The organism is Pseudofrankia coriaricola, assembly GCF_001854805.1.
GTDB lineage: Bacteria > Actinomycetota > Actinomycetes > Frankiales > Frankiaceae > Pseudofrankia.
In genome coordinates, this window is the sequence record NZ_MBLO01000071.1 from 12,876 (window position 1) to 31,641 (window position 18,766).

Sequence of the window (18,766 nt, forward strand, 5' to 3'; positions counted from 1 at the left end):
GAGAGACACAGACACCATGCCGCACGTCATCATCCAGAACTGCTGCAACGACGCAGCCTGCGTACCGGTTTGTCCGGTCGACTGCATCCACCCGACCCCGAACGACCCCGACTACGCCACGACCGAGATGCTCTACATCGACCCCGACGTGTGCATCGACTGCGGCGCCTGCCTCGAGGTGTGCCCCGTCGACGCCATCAGCCGTGACTCGGATCTGTCACCGGCGACGGCGCGGTACCAGGAGATCAACAAGGTCTACTTCGCCGCCACGGGCGCCAGGTCGAACATGGACCCCACCCCGTGGCTGGTGCCGGGCGCGGCTGCGGTCAGCACCGAAGGCGCAGCCGATGCCGAGGACCCGGCAACGTTGCGGGTCGCGGTCGTCGGCACCGGCCCAGCTGGCCTGTACACGGCCGAGGCGCTGCTTGCTCAGGGCGATGTGCCCGTGCGTGTGGACATGTTCGAGAAGCTCTGCACGCCCGGCGGACTGGTGCGGTTCGGGGTCGCACCCGACCACCAGAAGACCAAGGGGGTCCAGCGGACCTTCGCGCGGACCATGCAGCGCGACGGGCTGCGGGCCTTCTTCAACGTCGCGGTCGGCCAGGACATCTCCCACGAGGAGCTCATGCGCCGCTACCACGCCGTCGTCTACGCGGTTGGGGTCAACACCGGCAAGCGCCTGGGCGTCCCCGGCGAGGACTTGGCGAACAGCCACGCTGCGTCCGACTTCGTCGCGTGGTTCAACGGGCACCCCGACCACGCCGACCGCACCTTCGACCTGTCGTCCGAGCGCGCGGTGGTCCTGGGCAACGGCAACGTCGCCGTCGACGTCGCGCGGATCCTGACCGCCGACGTCGACGACCTCGCGCAGACCGACATCGCGGACCACGCGCTGGCGGCGCTACGCGAGTCGAACATCCGTGAAGTCGTGGTCGTCGGTCGGCGGGGGCCGGGCGACGCGGCCTTCTCCTCACCCGAGCTCCTCGGCCTGGCTCAGCGCCCCGACGTCGATGTCGTCGTGGACGGCACGCACCTCGGTTCGCCGTCCGAGGACGTCGCGCCGTCGGACAACGCGGCCTTCAGCCGCGCGCTCAAGATCGAGATCCTGCGCGAGCTCTCGACGAGGCAACCGACCGCCGCCCGTCGTGTCGTCTTCAAATTCTTCGCCTCCCCGGTGGACCTCTTGGGCGAGGACCAGGTGGAGGGCATCCGGCTCGTCGAGAACAAGCTCGCGGCCGAGGGCGCGGCCATGACGGTCCAGCCCACGGAGCGGCTAGAGACCCTCGAGTGCGGTTTGGTCCTCCGAGCGGTCGGCTACCGGGGCACCTCCACTCCCGGCGTCCCGTTCGACGAGGCGCGGGGGATCATCCCGAACGACCACGGACGGGCGCTGGAGTCGGTCGAAGGAACCCACATGACCGGTGTCTACACCACCGGATGGATCAAGCGCGGCCCCACCGGCGTCATCGGGACGAACAAGAAGTGCGCCCAGGATACCGTGTCCTCGATTCTCGAGGACTTCTTGAGAGGGCGGCTCAGCACCCCGACCGTCGCGCTCGACGGACTTGAGGAACTGCTCCCTGAGTCGATCGGTCTCAACGGGGCGCAGGCCATCGAGGCATTCGAGCTGGACGCCGGACGGCAGCAGGGGCGGCCTAGGGTCAAGCTGGTGCGGCCCGAGGAACTGATCGCGATCGGTCGCTCGGCTCTCGAACGGTGACCGTCGATGCCCCGCGCGAGGCGCCGCGGCGCACGACAACAGCCAGCCCCAGCTGGCCTAACCGACACCGGTCGTCCTGAGGGCGCTGCGCCGGCCTGCCTCCCGTCGAGAAGGCCGGCGCGCACCAAGAGGCCCGAGCCTCGATCGGCTAGTACGGTGCTTTGATCTGCGGGGGCGTCAGGTCGTCGACCGCCGCTACCGCCGACGGCATGTCGACGTCCGTGGCGACCGCTCCGACAAGCCCGGCGACCTGCTCGGCTCGATCGACACCGAGGATCGTCGCGCTGACGGCGGGACGGGAGAGGACCCAGGCCACGGCGACCGCCGATGTCGTCGTCCCGTGGTCCGCGGCGATCTTCTCGACGGCGCGGACGCAGGCGAAAGTCTCGTCGTTCCAGTACTGGTCCTGCAGGAGCTTGCGATGCGCGAATCGCGAGCCCGGGTCTGGTGCTTCGGCCTGGTGGAAGCGACCGGTCAGCATGCCTCCCGCCATGGCTTGGAACGCGAGCACACCCACCCCAGCGGCGGCGCACGCGGGCAACAGTTCCTTCTCCGGACCGCGAGACAGGGCGTTGAGCGGGGCCTGCTGGCTCACGATTGTGTGGAGCCCCATCCGGTCAGCTGTCCACAGGGCGCTGTAGAGCTGCCACGACTGGAACAGCGACGACCCCACGTACCGCACCTTGCCCGCGGTGACGAGGTCGTCGGTCGCGCGCAGCGTTTCCTCGATCGGCGTGCTTTGGTCCCAGTAGTGCAGGGCCAGGACGTCGATGTGGTCGGTCCCGAGGCGACGAAGGGACTCCTCGACGGACCGAATGATGTTGATGCGCGACAGTCCGTGGGAGTTCGGCGGGATCCCTCGCGACCAGCGTTCCGAGAACGCCGCCCGGCCGCTCACCAGGTCGAGGTTTGCCAGCTCGTCATCGCCAGCGCGGAGGCCCACCTTGGTCATCAGGACGACGTCGTCGCGGCGGCTGCCCAGCGCAGCCCCGAGAAAGCGTTCGCTGTCGCCGTTGCCGTAGACGGACGCGGTGTCGAACGCGACGATGCCGAGGTCCAGCGCGCGGGCGACGATCTCCCGAACCTCCGCCTGGTCGGCGAGCTCTCCGAAGGTAGCGCCGCCGAGTACGATTCTGGACAGGCGGAGGCCTGTCGTACCGAGCCGTGTGAAGTCCACTCGTTCTCCCTCTTCTTCCGTTCTCCCGTTCCTCGTTGGTCCCGACGGTCAAGACTCCCGACGGTCAAGACTGAGGGACCGAGCCGGGGCATCATTCAGACGGTGGTCAGCGTGGGGCCTGTGCGCCGCCGGTCGTCGCACAGTTGCGTGTGCGTTCGGCCCTCTGCCGGGTGCTCCTGGGGGTGGCGTGCCGTCGGGGACGTAGCGGAACGTGTTGTCACACGTCGAATGCCTCCGGAGCCGCTGCGATGCGGGGGGCATCGCTTGCCCACCGACTGAAGGCGCCCGACCGGCATACTCCAAGCCTAGACTGTTGAGGACGCGACTACAATCGCACGTCTGCGGTGCGCTCGGTCAGGACCGAACCTCCTCAAGACCTCCTCAAGCGAGACGCCCAGTCGATCGAGTTCTTGAGACCACCGGGCACATCGCGCCATGGACATGCTCGAAACAGAACTGCGAACTCATGATCGGATCTGGACGGCGACGCGGTCACGACCGGCCTGCTTGGCCGAGTACAGCGCGCGGTCAGCGCGGGCTAGAAGATCTGCCAGGCCGCTGTCGTGGGGTGACAGCAGGGTCAGGCCGACGCTTACGTGCACGTTGAGTGGGCCGGCGGAGGTGTCGATCGGGTCGTTGGCCACCGCGCGCCGCAGCCGTTCGGTGACCGCTTCGGCGATGGGCAGTGGCCCGGGCAGCAGCGCGGCGAACTCCTCGCCGCCCACGCGTCCGACGACGTCCTCCTCGCGCAGGCAGGCCCGGATGCGCTGGGCGATCTCGGCCAGGACCGCGTCACCGACGGCGTGTCCGTGGGTGTCGTTGACCCGCTTGAAATGATCGACATCGATCATCGCCGCGCTCACCGGCTGGCAGGCGGCGGCGCGGCGCTTGATGGCGTGTTCGGCCTGCTCGAGGAATTGCCGCCGGTTGGCGAGTCCGGTCAGCGGGTCGGTGGATGCGTGCTGGCGCAGCTCCTCGAACAGCTGCGCGTTCCGGTAGGCAATCAGGGTTTGCTCGATCACGGTACGGGCCGTCTGGATGTGCGTCTCGCCGTAGCAGCCCGGCGTGCGGGAGGCGAGCACGACGACGATGTCGGCGTTGTGGCGCAGCGGCAGGGGCGCGGCCAGCCAGCTCGACGCCGGATGCCGCTGGCCGGGCAGTTCCGTGGTGTCGTCGTCGGCGGCTACTACTCGGGTGCTGTCGAAGGCTTCCCGCAGTGGCCAGTCGTCGGGGACGACGAGTTCCGTGCCGACGACGACCTCGGCGACGTCCCCGTGGGTCGAGTCGACCCGGATGGTGCCGGACACGCGGGTCATGACCCAGGCAGCGTCGAACGGCAGGATCGGCTTGGCCGCGCTCAGCACCTGACCGGGGATTTCCCGTGCGTCGAGCGTCGCCGTCGCCCGCGCGGTGACGGTGCGCAGTGTCTCGGCGAATTCCCGCTGGCGTCGTTCCGCCGCGACGAGCGCCTGCAACTGGGCCGTCTCGGCGGTGTGGAGTGACTGTCCGACCTGTCGCGCCAGGAGGATGAGGATCTGGGCGTCCTCTGTGGTGAACAGGCCGCGGGCGACTCGGCTGTCAACGTAGATGACGCCGCTGCGCTGCTCGTCGAACGGGATCGGCGCGGCGAGGATGCTGCGCAGGCCGTACTGGACAGCGCTTTCCGATCCCAGGGCCGCACCCTCGTCCGTACCAGTCACGACCAGCGGCCGCTGCTCGGCGAGCACCCGTTCGACGACCGTTGTGGCGAACCGGGTGAGCCCGCCGTTGCCCGCCTCGGATTCGGCCTCGCTCTCGGGTTCGGCCTCGTCGTCGCCGGCGCGCTTCGCGGTGCGGCTGGCGTAGAGCCGTAACTGACCGGAACCGGGCTGATCTGAGCCGGGCGTGCCGTCGGGCAGCAGCAGCAGCGCCCGGTCCGCACCCAAGATGCCGATGATCTCGTCGAGAGCCACGGCGGCGACGGACTCCGGGGCCAGATGCCCGCTGGCCGCCGTACCGACCCGCAGGACCGCGTCGAGGCGGCGGCGGTCTCGGCTGGACTCGACGAATGTCGACCCGCGGGTGAATCCCTCCGGGAATGATCTCTGCTCGAGAGCCGTGAACTCGCGCAACACTGCGCGTTCCCGACCGACCCAGCCGCGGCGTCGGGCGAGCTGGGCGGCCAGCTCCGCTTCGGTCTCGGCGCGGTCGGTGTCGCCCTGCGCGCGCAGGCACCGGGCCCGTTCTAGCAGCGCGTCGAAACGGACGCGCGGCAGATCAAGATCGCGCGCTCGGCGCTCCGCGGCGTCCAGGAGGTCCAGCGCCGCGTCGTGGTCGGCGGCGAGTTGGCGTTCCATGGCCCGCAGCACCCGCAGCTCGGCCGCTAACGGTGGGTAGGTCGCCGCCCAGCGGGCTTCACGCAGGGCGTGGCGCGCGATCCGGGCCCGCCGGGTCCGTTCCGGCCCGGGCGGCGTGCCGCGCGCCTGTTCGAGGCGTCCCCGCGCCTTCGCGACCCAGAAAGACCGGAAGAACTGGGGCACCTGGAATGGACGAAGACCGACAGCGTCCCCGGCGGCGACCGCTGTGTCGAAGGCTGGGCCGAATTCGCCGTCCTCGACCTCGAGTTCGACGAGTTGATGACAGATCATGTAGCGACGGAACCGTTCGTACGCGGGTTCGGTGGCGAGGGCGGCTAGGCCGGGATGCGCAACCGGCGGGTAGCCGAGTATCCGTGCGAGCCGCGCCCGCACGAACGTGAGCTCCTCCCGTATGCGGTCGCCTCCCGCTGCCCCCAGCGGCGCCTCACAAACATCCCAGGCCTCTCGAAAACAGCCCCGCAGAACGAGACTAAGTATCAGGACCATATAACTGGCGACGAAGTAGGAAGTCTCCATCCACCTGGCTTCACGGCGAAAGACATCCGCAAAGTCCGGCTCCGCCTCGACATTGCGGCCCATAAACACCAGCACCCCGCAGGTGTAGAGGACCACCTTCGTTCGCAGCACCGGGTCGTTGCTCTCCTCCGCGAGCCCCCGCAACCAGCCGAGGTCACGCACCACGGCTCGGCTACGTCCGAGCTCCGCCGCGACAAGGGCCGAGACAAGGTGACCGAGTATGTACGTCTCCCCCGACCCGAGCCGCTGGCTGGGCGTCACGGCCGACATCATGAACGCCAGCACCGGTCCCGGCCGCCCGCAGAACCATTCACACAGGACGCCGATCTCGTAAAGGCGGCGTCGGAGTTCGTGCAGATTCCTGGTGTCGCCACGGGCCCCGCCGAAGCCGGTCCACCGCGACCGGCAGGCCATGCCGACCACCCATCGGCCCGCGCTGACCGCCGCCATCGCCGCCGGATTGGGAGGCAGGCCGCGGCCGATCTCGGCCAGGCCCCGGTGGACGTACTCCCGCCCGGCAGCCACGCGAAACTCGCCGAACTCGACCCAGGCCAACTCGAGCAAAATCCCCGCGCGCCGACGGGGATCGCGCTGCCCGCCAAGCGCGCGGGCGAAGTGCATCCGCGCGTCCTCGGGCTGGACCGTGCGCGCGCAGGCGAACGCGAACCCCTCCTCGAAGTCGGCGTCAGGCTCGAGGCCCGCCTCGGTGGCCGCCGTCCACGCGGCACGGTAGAACGTGACCGCCTCATATGGCGCCGGAGCGGCGAGCGCCGCCGCCGCCGCCGCGGCGGTCAGCCGGAAACGGCGCTTCGGGGCCACGTCCCCGGCGATCGCATGCCGGGCGAGTTCGTACGGGCGTTGCTGTCCTCCCGTCTCGGCTTCCAGGACATCGACGACGCGTCGATGCACCGTCTGCCGCGCCGCCGCGTCCATCGTCGACAGCAGTGCCTCGTGCATGCAGTCGTGCACGAACGACCAGATTCCCTCCCCGCTGGGCGCGGCCAGCTGGTGCGCTTCGGCCTCAGCCATCGCCCGCGCGACCGCGGCGGCGGTGCTCGCGCTCACGGCCGACAGCAACGCGAGGTCGAACCGCCGGCCGATCACCGCGGCGGCACCGAGGACCGATACGGCGCTGGGGCTGAGCGTGTCCGCCCGGCGGCGGATCAGGTCAAGGACCTCCACCGGCAGCGGCAACGAGTCGAGGCCGGACCGGTCAAGGACGAAACGTCCCCAGTCGGGACGCACCAGCCCAGCGTCGATCACCGCTCGCACGTACTCGACTACCGCCAGCGGATTGCCCGACGAGCGCACGGCAACCTCACGCGCGAAGGCCTCGTCAGTGACCTCACCGAGGTAGTAGTCGATCACTTCGGAAACCTCGGCGGTGTCCATCGGACCCAGCGCGACGTCCCAGCTCGTCGCTCGCCCAGCCGCAATCCGCAGCGACGGGTCCCGGGTGGAGTTGATGACCAGTAGTGGCGCTGTGTCGACGGACGCCGTGAGGTCCTCGATGACCCGCCGGTCCGCCGGCCCTAGCCACTGGGCGTCGTCCACCCAGATGACCATCCCGTCGGACAGCCTCGCCAGCCGGCTGAGAAACCCGACCACGACCGAGCGGAATCGCAGATCGCCGACCTCCGGCCCGCCCACCGCCCCCGCCACAGCCGGGGCATCCATCTCGATGATGCGGGCGAGAAGGGGATGCAGTCGGGCCAGGCTCGGCGCATCGGCCCCCGCGGCGGCCACGATCCGGTCGGACAATTCCCGCCGCCGTGGCTCGGGCACGGACTGAAGCTCGCGAACATAGCTGCCGATCAGATCGCCCAACAGGACGAGCGGAACGGAGGCGTGCGCGGCGCACCGACCACGCAGCACCGGGCGTCCGGCCACCAGACCAGGCGAGGCGAGCAGATCCTCAATGAGGACGGTCTTGCCGGCGCCGGCCTGCCCGGTGACCGTCACCACACCACGACCGCCCTCGAGACAATGCGCCCAGGACCGCCGCAGCAGCGCGCGCTCACGCCGACGTCCGATCAAGTGGTCGGTGGTCCACGCCCCGCCCGCCCTGACAGGCGGCGTCGGTGTGCCAGGGCCGAGCGGAACGAGGGCGGCGAGCGGGGTGAGGGCGGCGACGACATCCAAGGCCGACGAGTAGCGATCGTCCGGGTCCTTGGCCAGCAGCCGGGCCACCACAGCGGCGAGGCCGTCAGGAACGTCCGCGCGCACCTGGACCAGTGGACGCGGCGCCGCGACAGCGTGCATGCGCATCAGCTCAGCAGTGTCGGATGCCTGGAACGGCGGCGAGCCAGCCAGACAGTGGTACAGCACTGCTCCCAGAGCATAGAGGTCGGCGCGCGCATCAACCTCCCGGTGCAACATGCCTGTTTGCTCCGGGGCACTGTAGACAATCGTGCCGACCGCGACGTCATCGCGCTGCCGGCCGGCCCGCGTCATCAAGCCGAAGTCCAGCAGCGTCGCATCTCCGGTTGGACTGATCAGGATATTCGCCGGTTTGACGTCCTGGTGAACCAGACCCCGCCGGTGCGCTTCGGACAGCGCCGAGGCTACGTCCAGCCCGATCCGCGTGGTGTCGATGACGCCCAGGGGTCCCGCCCGTATCCGTGACTCCAACGGCTCACCCTCGACGAAATCCATGACGAGATATGGATAGTCAGCCGTCCGCCCGGCGGCCCGGACCGTGGCTATATTCGGGTGATTTATGCACGCAAGAATTGTTGCCTCACGGGCGAAAACAGACGCCGTACGCTCGTCGTAGGCTACCGCCCGGACCGGGACTTTGACCGCATAGTGTCGACCGGCCCGCTCCGCCCGATAGACGACCGAGTATGAGCTCCGCGCCGCCTCCTCCCTCACAACCACACCGGGTATGACGATCTCCGCCACAAACCATCACCTCACCATCCGCAACCCAGTCGTCCGTTCCCAGACCGCAGCCACTGCGTCACCGCGGACAAAACTACTATCTCGTCAAGCAAGACCGACCGCATGTCGATCTTGAAAACACGACCCGGATCAGACGCATCGGCCATACCCGGGGCATGGCCAGGCAATCGCCGTGCGCGGTCGCGGAGCTTCGCCCACCGAGGGTCAGCCAGGCGCGCCGCGGCGGCCAGGTCACCGGGATGCCGGGCGGACCGGTGCGGCCCGCGTCGGCGGCGGATTCGGGGTGGCGGTGAGAGGGGCCGCCCTGTGGGGCTGTGGCTGGTCGCTGGTTGGTCAGGTCGGGGCAGGTGGACGTACGGTTGTGGTGTCTGGCTGGGCCGTTTCGGGGGAGCCCGATGGCCACACCTCGCAAGCCGACCGCGCCGACGGCGGAGGCGATCGACCGGTTCTGTGGCGACTTCGATGACCTGTTCTGCCGTGTGGCTGAGCGCACGGCGCTGCGGCACTATCTGATCGGTCTGTTGCTGCCCCGGGAGCGCAACAAGACGTTGACGGAGCTTGCCGCTCTGGTTCCCGGTGCTGACCGGCAGCGGCTGCATCACTTCCTGCACGACGCCCCGTGGGATCCCGACGCGCTGGGCGCACGGCGGGTGGACCTGTGGCGTCGGCACCCGGACCTGGGGCCGCATGGCAACGGCGTGCTCATCATCGACGAGACCGGGGACCGCAAACGCGGCCATGGCATCGTGCTGGCCGCCCAGCAGTACATCGGCAAGCTCGGCCGCACCGCCAACGGCGTCGTCTCGGTCACCAGCCACTGGGCTGACGGCAGCCGGCACGTGCCGCTGGGGGTGCGGCCCTACCGGCCCGCCTCCCGACTACCCGCCGGCAAAGCGGACCCGGCGTTCGCCACCAAGCCGGAGCTGGCCTGGGACCTGATCAAGCAGGCCCAGGCTGGCGGTGTGCCGTTCCGCGCGGTGGTGGCCGACTGCGTCTACGGCGAGAACCCCAAGCTCGAAGGGCGTCTGCGGACGGCCAGGATCCGCTACGTGCTGGCCCTACGCCCCCGCCACGGCACCTGGCAGTTCGTCGCCGACCCCGCCCATCCACCGGCGTTCACCCCCGCCGAGGCCGCCGCCCGCCTGCCACTGGAAGCCTGGCGGCGCCTGGTACTGACCGACAGCCACAACCGACCGCTGGCCCGCTATGTCGCCGAGCTGGAGCTGGGCCCCTGCTACGGACCGGCCCAGGGCACCCGCCTGATCGCCGCCACCGCCGACCCGACAGCGCTCACCGCCGACTCGACCTGGTTCATGGCCACCAACCTCTCGAGGGCCGAGGCGGACGCGGCCGAGGTCTACCGGATCTACCGACTCCGGGACTGGATCGAGCACTACTACAAGCCGGCCACCCACGAGCTGGGCTGGGCGGACTTCCAGGTCCGTTCCGAACAGGCCATCGTGCGGCACTGGCAGCTGGTCATGCTGGCCTTCACCTTCACCCTGCTGACCGCGACACCCCCCGGCCAAGCCGAACAAGCACCCCGCGGGGACGGCGGGGCGGCGGGGGGAAAATCCGCGCCGCCGGATCATCTGGCAGGACACCCTGCGACAGGTCCGCGGCTGGCTGTGCCCCTGGGCACGCCTGCAGCTGTACTGGCACCGCTGGTCCACCGCCCCACCCCCACCAGAACTGGCAGCCCAGCTTGACCACGTGAGCCACTCCCACCCACTAGCCACCCCAACCTGACCAACCAGCGCTAGAACGCGGCTTTGCCGGCGGAGTGGGTGGCGTCATGGGCGTCACGGGCGGTGGTGACCTCGGTTATGTGCTTCTCGGCCCACTCCAGGATCGCCTCGAGGGGGGCGCGGAGGGACCAGCCGAGCGGGGTCAGCTCGTAGTCGACGCGTGGCGGGACCTGAGCGAAGACCGTCCGGGTCAGCAGGCCGTCGCGTTCCATCCCGCGCAGCGTCTGGGTCAGGACCTTGGGGGTCACGCCGCCGATTGTGTCGCGTAGCTCGGTGAACCGCCGGGGGCCGCCCTTGCTGAGGACCGCAACGACCAGCACTGACCACTTGTCGCCGACGCGGTCGAGCACCTGCCGCATCGGGCAGCCGAGGACCAGAATATCGCTAGCATCCATGGTTCCCCGAGCGTACCAGTGGCACTTTGAAGTAACCAGTACCTGATGGATACCGTGCTGGCAGGCGCCGCGCCGGCAGCGTTTCAGGGGAGGCCATGGCATGCGAGTCGGATTAATCGGAGTCGGGATGATCGGCAGCCGGGTCGCCGCCGAGGCGCGTGGCCGGGGGCATGAGGTCACCGCAGCCACCCGCAGCGGGAAGGGCGGCACCCGGGTCGTCGACGCGAACGACGCCGCTGCCGTCGCGGACCTGGCGGCGGGCCAAGACGCGGTGGTGCTGTCAGTGCGGGTCGCCTCGGAAGCGGGAGATCCGCTCCTTGCCGTAGGCCGCCCCCTCCTGGACGGGCTACGAGAGGCCGGGGTGCGCCGCCTGGTCGTGGTCGGCGGAGCGGGCAGCCTGGAGGTCGCCCCGGGGGTACGGATCATCGACGTCGCCGATATCCCCGACGTCTACAAGCGCGAGGCGCTCGCCCAGGCGGACCTGCTCGACCTCATCCGCGCGGACGCGGACGACCTGGAGTGGACCTACATCTCCCCAGGCGGCACGATCGAGCCTGGCAAGCGCACGGGTGTATTCCGGGTCGGCGACGACCAGCTGCTCGTTGACGACGAGGGCAACAGCCGGATCAGCTCCGAGGACTACGCCGTCGCCCTCGTCGACGAGCTCGAGAAGGGCGAGAACATCCGCCGCCGCATCAACGTCGCCTACTGACAGACGCCGACCGACAACACTCACCTCGGCGGGGGCGGCGCCAGGCTCGGCTCGCGGCTTGTGCGCCGCGTCCAGTTGCTCGCCCTGCCCGCGTTCTTCAAATGCCAGTGTTCTGTATCGATCGCTATAACCCTCGTGGAGGCGGCATGACCAGCACCTCGTTCGCCCGCACCGTCCGGGGCAGCACCGGCCCCGGCGTGGCGCTCGCCCACGGCGCGGGCGGCAGCGTCGAGGCCCACTACGGTCCGATCCTCGACGGCCTGGCCGCGCACCGCACGGTCGTCGGCGTCGACTACCCCGGCTCGGGCGCCACGCCGCGTTTAGAAACCCCGCTCACCCTCGACCAGCTCGCCGATGAGGTCGTCGGCGCGGCCGTAGACGAGGGCCTGGAAAGGTTCGCCGTCGTCGGTTTCTCCGTCGGCGGCCCTGTCGCGGTACGCGCCGCCACCCGCCACCCCGACCGGGTCGCCGCGCTGGTACTGACCGCGACCTACTCCCACCTCGACAACTACATGAGACTGGCCGGGGATATATCGGCGGGGATCATGGCCAGCGGAGACCTCCTGCTGCTCGCCAAGCTCCTCACCTGGGTGTCCCTCAGCCCGAGGACGCTGGCCTCGCTGCCCGACGACGCGCTGGAGGCGGCCGCGGCCGCGACCGCCGAAGCCCTCTCACCCGGCGCGCCCGAGCAGTTCGACCTCTTCGGCCGGATCAACACCCGCGCCGAGCTGGCCGGCGTCACGGCCCCGACCCTAGTCATCGCCTCCACCGAGGACCGGGTCGTCCCCCTCTACCTGCAGCAGGACCTGGCCGCCCGCATTCCTGGCGCCCGCCTGACCGAGGTCTCCAGCGGCCACATGCTGCCCATCGAACAGCCCGAGGAGTGGCAGAAACTCATCACCTCATTCCTTGACGAGATCGGCGCCTGACCAGGACGGCCAGTACCGAGGTCCCCATCCGGTCCACGGCCTTCCCGGAAACGCTGTTCCCGGCCCATCTGCCTCTATCCCTGAAATGGGGGACCTTTGAAGAGCCTCGTTGTTCTCGGCGCCCGTAATCTTGGCGGCGCGATCGTCGACCACTTCCTTGCCACTGGCTGGAAGGCCACGGCGATCGCGCGCAGCAACGACACCCTGAAGGCGGTCGAGGCACGCGGGGCGCGGGCCCTGCGCGCTGACGTCACTGATTCCGTCCAACTGCGCGCCGCCCTGGAAGAGGCGGGCCAGATCGACTGCCTGGTCAACGCCATCTCCGTCTTCCCACACCCCGACCCGGCGATGCCGTGGGGCGGTGGCCCGCTCAGCGAGGCGACTCTCGACCAGTACCGGCTGTGGGCCGCGGCGAACACGGAGCAGGCGTTCGTGTTCTTCAGCGAAGCGGCGCGGCTCCTCCTCGCCAAGCAGCGTCCGGCGGCCATCGTTCAGGTGACCGGCAATGCCGGCCGCCAGGTGGCTCCCGGGATGGGCGCCTGGTCAGCCGGCTGGCACGGTGTGCGGGCGCTGGCGTCCACAGCCACGCACGAGTTGCGGCCGAGTGGTATCCACGTCGCCACGCTGATCGTCAACGGACCGATCGAGTCGCCGAAGACCGTGCCCTTCCTCCAGAACCTGCCGCCCGAGGCCAGCGTGGATCCGGCCGAGGTCGCGGCCGCCGTCGCCTACCTGGCCGGCCAGGGCCGCCGCGGGCAGAGCCATGAACTGACCCTCACGCCGGCCGGCCAGCCACCCGCATCCTGGTAGCCACCGGCCGCCCAGCAATCGTGACGCCGGCCGCCGCGCGTCGAGGGGCAGGCGCTCGACGGCCAGCAGCACGACATCGATGTAGCGCCACCAGCGCTGCGCAGGAATCAGTCCTCTTTCAGTCCCAGGTTGGGTCAGGAATATGAGTTCATCTCGTGGGCGGGTCGCCGGCACTCCAGGTGCCGCTGTCTTTGCCCAGAAGTTGTCGAGTGGCGCCAGGTTGCTCCCGGCCGGGGTGGCGGCGGTGCTGCTCGTCGCCGTTGCCGGATGCGGCGGAGGTGGGGAGGGCGGCACAGTCACGTCGACGGTGACCGCTTCCTCGGGCGCAACCTCGAGCGCGAGCACCTCGGCGGCCAGTGGGGACGCGACGCCGGGGATCGTGGCGGCGGCGAACGCGTTCCTGGCCACCCTCACCGCCGACGAGAAGTTCCATGTGCTGTTTGACTGGAGCGACACGGCACAGAAGGCACGCTGGTCCAACCTCCCGCAGGGCCTCTACCAGCGGGACGGTCTCATGGTGGGGAATCTCAGCACGGAGAAGGTCAATGCCTTTCTGGCCGTCATGAAGGCGACGTTGAGCACGGAGGGCTACCAGCGCGTGGTGGCGGAGTGGACAGCGGACGACCAGCTGGCCACGCAGGGCGGTATGAGCTACGGCAAGCAGTACTACTGGATGGCGATCATCGGCGAGCCGTCGGGTACCGATCCGTGGCAATGGCAGTTCGGTGGCCACCACGTCACTGTCAACGCCACGATCCACGGGTCGCAGGTCGCGCTCACGCCGAGCTTCATCGGCGCCCAGCCAGCCACCTATAAGGACAACGCTACGACAGTGCGCCCGCTGGGTGACATCGAGGACGAAGCCTTCGCGCTGGTCAACTCACTCGACAGCACCGACCGCAGCAAGGCGGTTCTGGGGACCTCGCCGATCGACCTGGTGCTCGGGCCTGGACAGGATGGCAAGACCATCCAGTCCGAAGGGCTGCCGGCGTCGGAGATGTCGGCCGACGAGCAGACCGCGTTCCTGAAGCTCATCGACGAGTACGGCGGGCTGGTCAACGACGAGGACGCGGCTTCGCGTGAGGCGCAGTTGAAGGCGGATCTGCCCAAGACGTACTTCGCCTGGTACGGTCCCACGGCTGTGGGGAGTGCGGCGTACTTCCGGGTCACCGGGCCGCACATCGCCGTCGAGTACTCACCACAGTCCATGGGCGGCGACGCGGCGAACCACATCCACGGCATCTACCGAGACCCCACCAACGACTACGGCGCTGCGATCACCTCGTGAGGTCACGCGCCGCCGCGGTGCGGCGGGCGCTCAGCGCGTCTCTGCTGGTGCCCGCCGCCCTGCTCCTCGTGGTGCTGCCGGCCGGTCCTGCCTCCGCGCACCCTCTCGACGTCTACGTGCAGGCATCCTATGTGACGCTCGCTCCGTCGAAGATCGGCGTGGAGCTGGACCTATCACCCGGTGTGCTGCTCGCGCCTCAGGTCCTGGACATCCTGGACGTCGACCAGGACCAGCAGGTCTCTGACGGCGAAGGGAGGCACTACGCGGAGCAGGTCCTGCGCGAGGTCGAGGTGCGCGTCGACGGCCGGCCGCTGACGGTCGAGCTGACCGACGTCGAAGTACCGCCGTACCTGACCATCCAGGCCGGCTACGGAACCCTTCGCGTCCACGCGGAGGCTGGCGGCGCGCCCACCGCAGCCGGCCGGCACCACGTCTTGTTCCGCAACGGTTTCGCTCCGAAGGGCTCGGCGTACCAGGTCAACGCCTTCGTCGAGGACGGCGCGCCGGTCACGCTGGGTGTGCAGCGACGCGACGCGACGCAGCGGCAGAGCGAGGTCACCTACCAGATCGACCCCGCGGCCGCTGGGTCGACAGCTGGTCCGACGGCCGGCGGTGACGCGGCGGTACGACCCTCGCCTTACCGGAACCGGCTGCTGAAATACATCGACGGGCCGTCGCTGTCGGGATGGGCGATGCTGTTCGCCGTCGGGGCGGCCGCGCTGCTCGGGGCCCTGCACGCGCTGACCCCGGGGCACGCCAAGACGCTCATGGCCGCCTACCTGGTCGGCAGCGGCGGCGGCACGGCACGCGATGCCGTGGCCCTCGGAGCCGTCGTCACCTTCACGCACACCGCCTCGGTCGTCGTCATCGGGCTAGTCGCGCTGCTCGCCAGCCAGTTCCTGGTGCCCGGACTGCTCGTCCCCGGACTGGAGGTCGCCGCCGGCCTGTTAGTCGTCACGCTGGGCATACGGCTGCTGCGCCAGCGCTGGTCAGCCCGTCGGGCAGCGACGCGGCCCCACGACCAAGACACCCACGACCACGACCACGGCGACGACTACGCGCGCCACCACGAGTTCGTTCTCAGCGGCGCACGCGACGACGGGAGCGGCCACGGGCACGGCACTCTCGGTGCCGCCGTTCACGCCCACGGCGGGCGAGCGCACACGCACGCGATCCCGGCCGAGGGCATTACGCCACGCAGCCTGGTCGCGATGGGCGTGTCCGGTGGCCTGGTGCCCTGTCCAGAAGCACTGGGCGTCATGATTTTGGCGGTCGGCGTGAACCGTGTCCTCCTGGGCCTCGGTCTGATCCTCTCGTTCAGTGCCGGACTGGCCGCGGTACTCATGAGCCTGGGACTGCTGCTGGTCCGTTCGCGCTCCCTCGTCGCCCATCTAGGCCGCTTCAACCGTTTCGACCGGTCCTGGAGCGCAGCGCTGCCCATCGTCAGCGCCGTGGTCGTCACGGCCCTCGGCCTCGTTTTGGTCCTCAAGGGCATCGGCGTCACCGGTCCGCTGTAAGAATCGCGAGAACGGCGCCATCACGACTGGGAGACCGCGATATCAGGTGAGCAGCGACTCGCGGAGGCGGTCGGCGCGGGCGAAACTGGCGGCGAGCTCATCTCGGAACGAGTCCAGGTGTTTGATCTTGGCTTCCACCTCGCCGCGTAACTTCAGGTCAGTGATCATGCCGGTTTGCGCCAGCACCCTGTCCTGATGAGGATGTTGGGGCCGTCCGGTCCGACGTCGGCGAGCCTGGTGCCTGTGAGCCCGTAGGTCAGTGTGGCTCGGAGGTCCTGAGGAATCCTGTCCTGCTGCCGTGAGCGCGTACCTCAGAATCTTTGGTGACAGGTCCTCCCCGGGCGGTCTGTGCTGGTCACGGGTCGAGGGGACGGAGACGGTCTTCTATGGATGTGTTGATCGACCGGGTTGCGGGGTTCGACGTGCACCGGGACACGGTCGTGGCGGCGGTGCGGGTGCCCGGGCGGGGCGGCGGGCGGCGCACTGAGGTGCGGACGTTCGCGACAACCGGCGCGGCTGGCGGACTGGCTGGCGGCGGAACGGGTGTCTCTGGTCGGCATGGAATCCACGGGCGTTTACGATATTGGAAGCCCGTCTACTACATTTTGGAGGACTCTTTTGAATGCTGGCTGCTGAATGCCCAGCATCTGCGTAATGTCCCGGGTCGGAAAACGGATGTGGCCGACGCTGCGTGGATCGGCCAGTTGTTGGAGCATGGCCTGGTCCGGCCGTCGTTCGTGCCGCCGAAACCGATCCGGGCGTTACGGGACCTTACCCGGCATCGGCGGACCACGGTAGAAGACCGTACCCGGGCGGTCCAGCGCCTCGAGAAGGTCATGCAGGACTACGGGATCAAGCTTACATCGGTGGCCTCTGACCTAGTTCCGCCAGTACCAGGTGACGTTGGGGGTTTGTAGATCGTTTGAACGTGAGCGGGTGCCTGCCGCACAGGGAGAATCGGGGTTACCACACCTACCGAAGAACCCTGACGAGAGGCACCCGCCGGGTGAACAGACTACGCAGGCCGACCGCGTCGAGGAAACGGGCCCCGGGGGTGCGGGTCGGTCCCGCGGACCGGTCGCTGACCGGGATGGCGGGGCTGGCCGTGGTCGGGGAGCTGGTCGATCGGCTGGGTGTGGTCGAGGTTCTCGACGAGCGGGTCGGCCGAATCAAGCGGCGGGCGCGGGGACTGTCGGGTGGGGAGCTGCTGGTCGGGCTGGCCGGCGCGCAGCTGGCCGGGCGGGCGTCGCTGTCGGGGCTGGACCGGCTGCGCCTGGACGCGGTGGGCGGGGTGCTGGCCGGGGTGCCGTTCGCGCCGTCGCGGACGGCGGCGCGGCTGGCGGGCCGGTTCCGCCCGGCGGCGTGGGCCGGGATCGAGGCGGCGGTGGGGGTGCTGGCCAGCCGGTGGCTGGCGCGGTTGCCCGCGCAGCGCCGGTCGGAGTTGGTGCGGGGCCGGCCGACCATCGACCTGGACTCCTCGGATGTGGAGGTCTATGGCCGGAAGAAACGGGGTGTGGCCTACACCTACGAGGGAAGACGGGCGAGCCGGCCGCTGTTGGCGAGCTGGGCGCGCACCGGGCTGGTGCTGGCCGCGGACCTGCTGTCCGGGGATGAGGACGTTCGGCCGCGCTGCGCCGGGCTGCTGGCGCGGGCGCTGGCGAACCTGCCCGCGGCGGTCTGCGCCCCGCCGCTGGTCCGGGCCGACTCGGGGTTCTTCACCGGCGAGCTCGCCCGCGCCGCAGTGGCCGCCGGCGCGGACTTCGCGATCGCCGCCCCGCGCAACACAGCGCTGTGGCGGGCCTATGCCGCGGTGCCCGAGGCCGCCCGGACGGACGCCCGCGACATGCGCGGCGCCCAGGTCGCCGCCGTCGGCTATACCCCGGCGGGCTGGCCGCCTGGCACCTACACGATCATCCGCCGGGTGAAGGTCCCCGCCGCCGAGATCTCCGCCGACCCCCGCTCCCGGCGGCGGCGCACCATCCCCAAAGGCCAGCTGGCACTGGCGCTGGAAGGCGTCGCCGACCACGCCTGGGCCGTCAGCTTCCTCGTGACCAACATCCCCGCCGACGAGCCCGACGGCATCGTCGCCCTCGAGCACTGGTTCCGTGGCCGCGCCGACATCGAGACCCAGATCAAGGACGCCAAGCTCGGCGCCGGCCTGCGCCACCTGCCGCCGACCCGACCGTCAACACCGTCTGGATGTGGGCGGCGATCCTCACCGGCTGGATCTCCAGCATGCTCCAGTCGCTGACCGGCCACGACCAGCGTGCCGGCCGCGCCCACGGCGACCGGCTGCGCCACGAGCTGATCAACATTCCTGGCCGGGTCACCCGCCACGCCGGAGTCCTGACCCTGCGCCTGCCACCCGGCCGCGACCAGTACCTGCCCACCGCGCTCGAACGGCTCCGCGCCCTGCCCATGGCAACCTGACCAGCCCGTTCTCCCCAGCGGACACACCCCGGGCCGTGGACCCGGCGCCCACCCGGCACGACAGCCGGGCCACCGCCCTGCCACAACCCGACAACAGACCCAGCAAAGAAGATCACAAACCTGGGACCCCGCCAGAAACGATCACATCCCAGGTAATGGCGGATTTAGGTCTGACTTCCCCTGCTCGTTCATCTCAGGCGTACGACCTCAGCCTTCCCTGAGCGGCCCACCTGGCGATCAGCCAGACGGGCGAGCACGGGGAT

The 18,766-nt window shown here is 69.7% G+C and carries 13 protein-coding genes and 1 pseudogene; 10 read left to right on the forward strand and 4 right to left on the reverse strand.

What is annotated here, in order from left to right:
• Positions 1–16 precede the first annotated feature (16 nt).
• Positions 17–1,720 carry an FAD-dependent oxidoreductase gene (locus tag BCD48_RS12815; protein ID WP_071048589.1) on the forward strand — a complete coding sequence of 568 codons (1,704 nt, stop codon included), beginning with the start codon at positions 17–19 and terminating at the stop codon, positions 1,718–1,720.
• Positions 1,721–1,868: 148 nt separating this feature from the next.
• On the opposite strand, the gene BCD48_RS12820 is transcribed toward BCD48_RS12815, so the two are convergent.
• Both BCD48_RS12820 and BCD48_RS12825 read right to left on the reverse strand, forming a co-directional pair.
• Positions 1,869–2,897, reverse strand: a complete 1,029-nt coding sequence (locus BCD48_RS12820) for an aldo/keto reductase (RefSeq protein ID WP_071048590.1) — start codon at positions 2,895–2,897, stop codon at positions 1,869–1,871.
• 464 nt (positions 2,898–3,361) lie between these two features.
• Positions 3,362–8,674, reverse strand: coding sequence for a diguanylate cyclase (locus BCD48_RS12825; RefSeq protein WP_071048591.1), 5,313 nt, complete (start codon positions 8,672–8,674; stop codon positions 3,362–3,364).
• 395 nt (positions 8,675–9,069) lie between these two features.
• Here BCD48_RS12825 and BCD48_RS12830 point away from each other — a divergent pair, with 395 nt between their 5' ends.
• Positions 9,070–10,383 carry an IS701 family transposase gene (locus BCD48_RS12830; RefSeq protein ID WP_083418549.1) on the forward strand — a complete coding sequence of 438 codons (1,314 nt, stop codon included), beginning with the start codon at positions 9,070–9,072 and terminating at the stop codon, positions 10,381–10,383.
• 50 nt (positions 10,384–10,433) lie between these two features.
• Here the strand turns inward: BCD48_RS12830 and BCD48_RS12835 are convergent, their stop codons facing one another.
• Complete coding sequence (locus BCD48_RS12835; RefSeq protein ID WP_071048592.1) at positions 10,434–10,817, reverse strand: winged helix-turn-helix transcriptional regulator; 384 nt, start codon at positions 10,815–10,817, stop codon at positions 10,434–10,436.
• Positions 10,818–10,866: 49 nt separating this feature from the next.
• Here BCD48_RS12835 and BCD48_RS12840 point away from each other — a divergent pair, with 49 nt between their 5' ends.
• The 5 genes from BCD48_RS12840 (at position 10,867) to BCD48_RS12860 (ending at position 16,073) form a co-directional block, all read left to right on the forward strand.
• Entirely contained in the window at positions 10,867–11,529 is a 663-nt protein-coding gene (locus BCD48_RS12840; RefSeq protein ID WP_274536519.1) for an NAD(P)-dependent oxidoreductase, read from the forward strand.
• A gap of 146 nt (positions 11,530–11,675) precedes the next feature.
• A complete protein-coding gene (locus tag BCD48_RS12845) occupies positions 11,676–12,458 on the forward strand; it encodes an alpha/beta fold hydrolase (RefSeq protein ID WP_071048594.1) in 783 nt (260 codons plus the stop codon).
• A gap of 96 nt (positions 12,459–12,554) precedes the next feature.
• On the forward strand, positions 12,555–13,268 hold the full coding sequence (locus BCD48_RS12850) for an SDR family oxidoreductase (protein WP_071048595.1): 714 nt from the start codon (positions 12,555–12,557) through the stop codon (positions 13,266–13,268).
• 142 nt (positions 13,269–13,410) lie between these two features.
• Positions 13,411–14,556: a DUF3500 domain-containing protein gene (locus tag BCD48_RS12855; protein WP_083418550.1), complete on the forward strand. Its 1,146-nt coding sequence runs from the start codon at positions 13,411–13,413 to the stop codon at positions 14,554–14,556.
• The gene (locus BCD48_RS12860; RefSeq protein WP_131803960.1) at positions 14,553–16,073 is read left to right on the forward strand and encodes a nickel/cobalt transporter; all 1,521 of its coding nucleotides are present in this window, start codon (positions 14,553–14,555) and stop codon (positions 16,071–16,073) included. Before BCD48_RS12855 ends, BCD48_RS12860 begins: the two co-directional genes overlap by 4 nt.
• A 42-nt stretch (positions 16,074–16,115) precedes the next feature.
• Here the strand turns inward: BCD48_RS12860 and BCD48_RS54850 are convergent, their stop codons facing one another.
• Positions 16,116–16,241 (reverse strand): hypothetical protein, encoded by a 126-nt coding sequence (locus tag BCD48_RS54850; protein WP_274536518.1) that lies wholly within the window; start codon positions 16,239–16,241, stop codon positions 16,116–16,118.
• Between the two features lie 218 nt (positions 16,242–16,459).
• Between BCD48_RS54850 and BCD48_RS46080 the strand changes: the two are divergent.
• The 3 genes and pseudogenes from BCD48_RS46080 to BCD48_RS12870 form a co-directional block, all read left to right on the forward strand.
• Positions 16,460–16,957 (forward strand): annotated as a pseudogene (locus tag BCD48_RS46080) (IS110 family transposase); the annotation flags it as partial.
• Between the two features lie 170 nt (positions 16,958–17,127).
• Positions 17,128–18,324, forward strand: coding sequence for a transposase (locus BCD48_RS12865; RefSeq protein WP_071048597.1), 1,197 nt, complete (start codon positions 17,128–17,130; stop codon positions 18,322–18,324).
• Entirely contained in the window at positions 18,309–18,503 is a 195-nt protein-coding gene (locus BCD48_RS12870; RefSeq protein ID WP_071048598.1) for a hypothetical protein, read from the forward strand. The genes BCD48_RS12865 and BCD48_RS12870 overlap by 16 nt, the downstream gene beginning before the upstream one ends.
• Positions 18,504–18,766 lie beyond the last annotated feature (263 nt).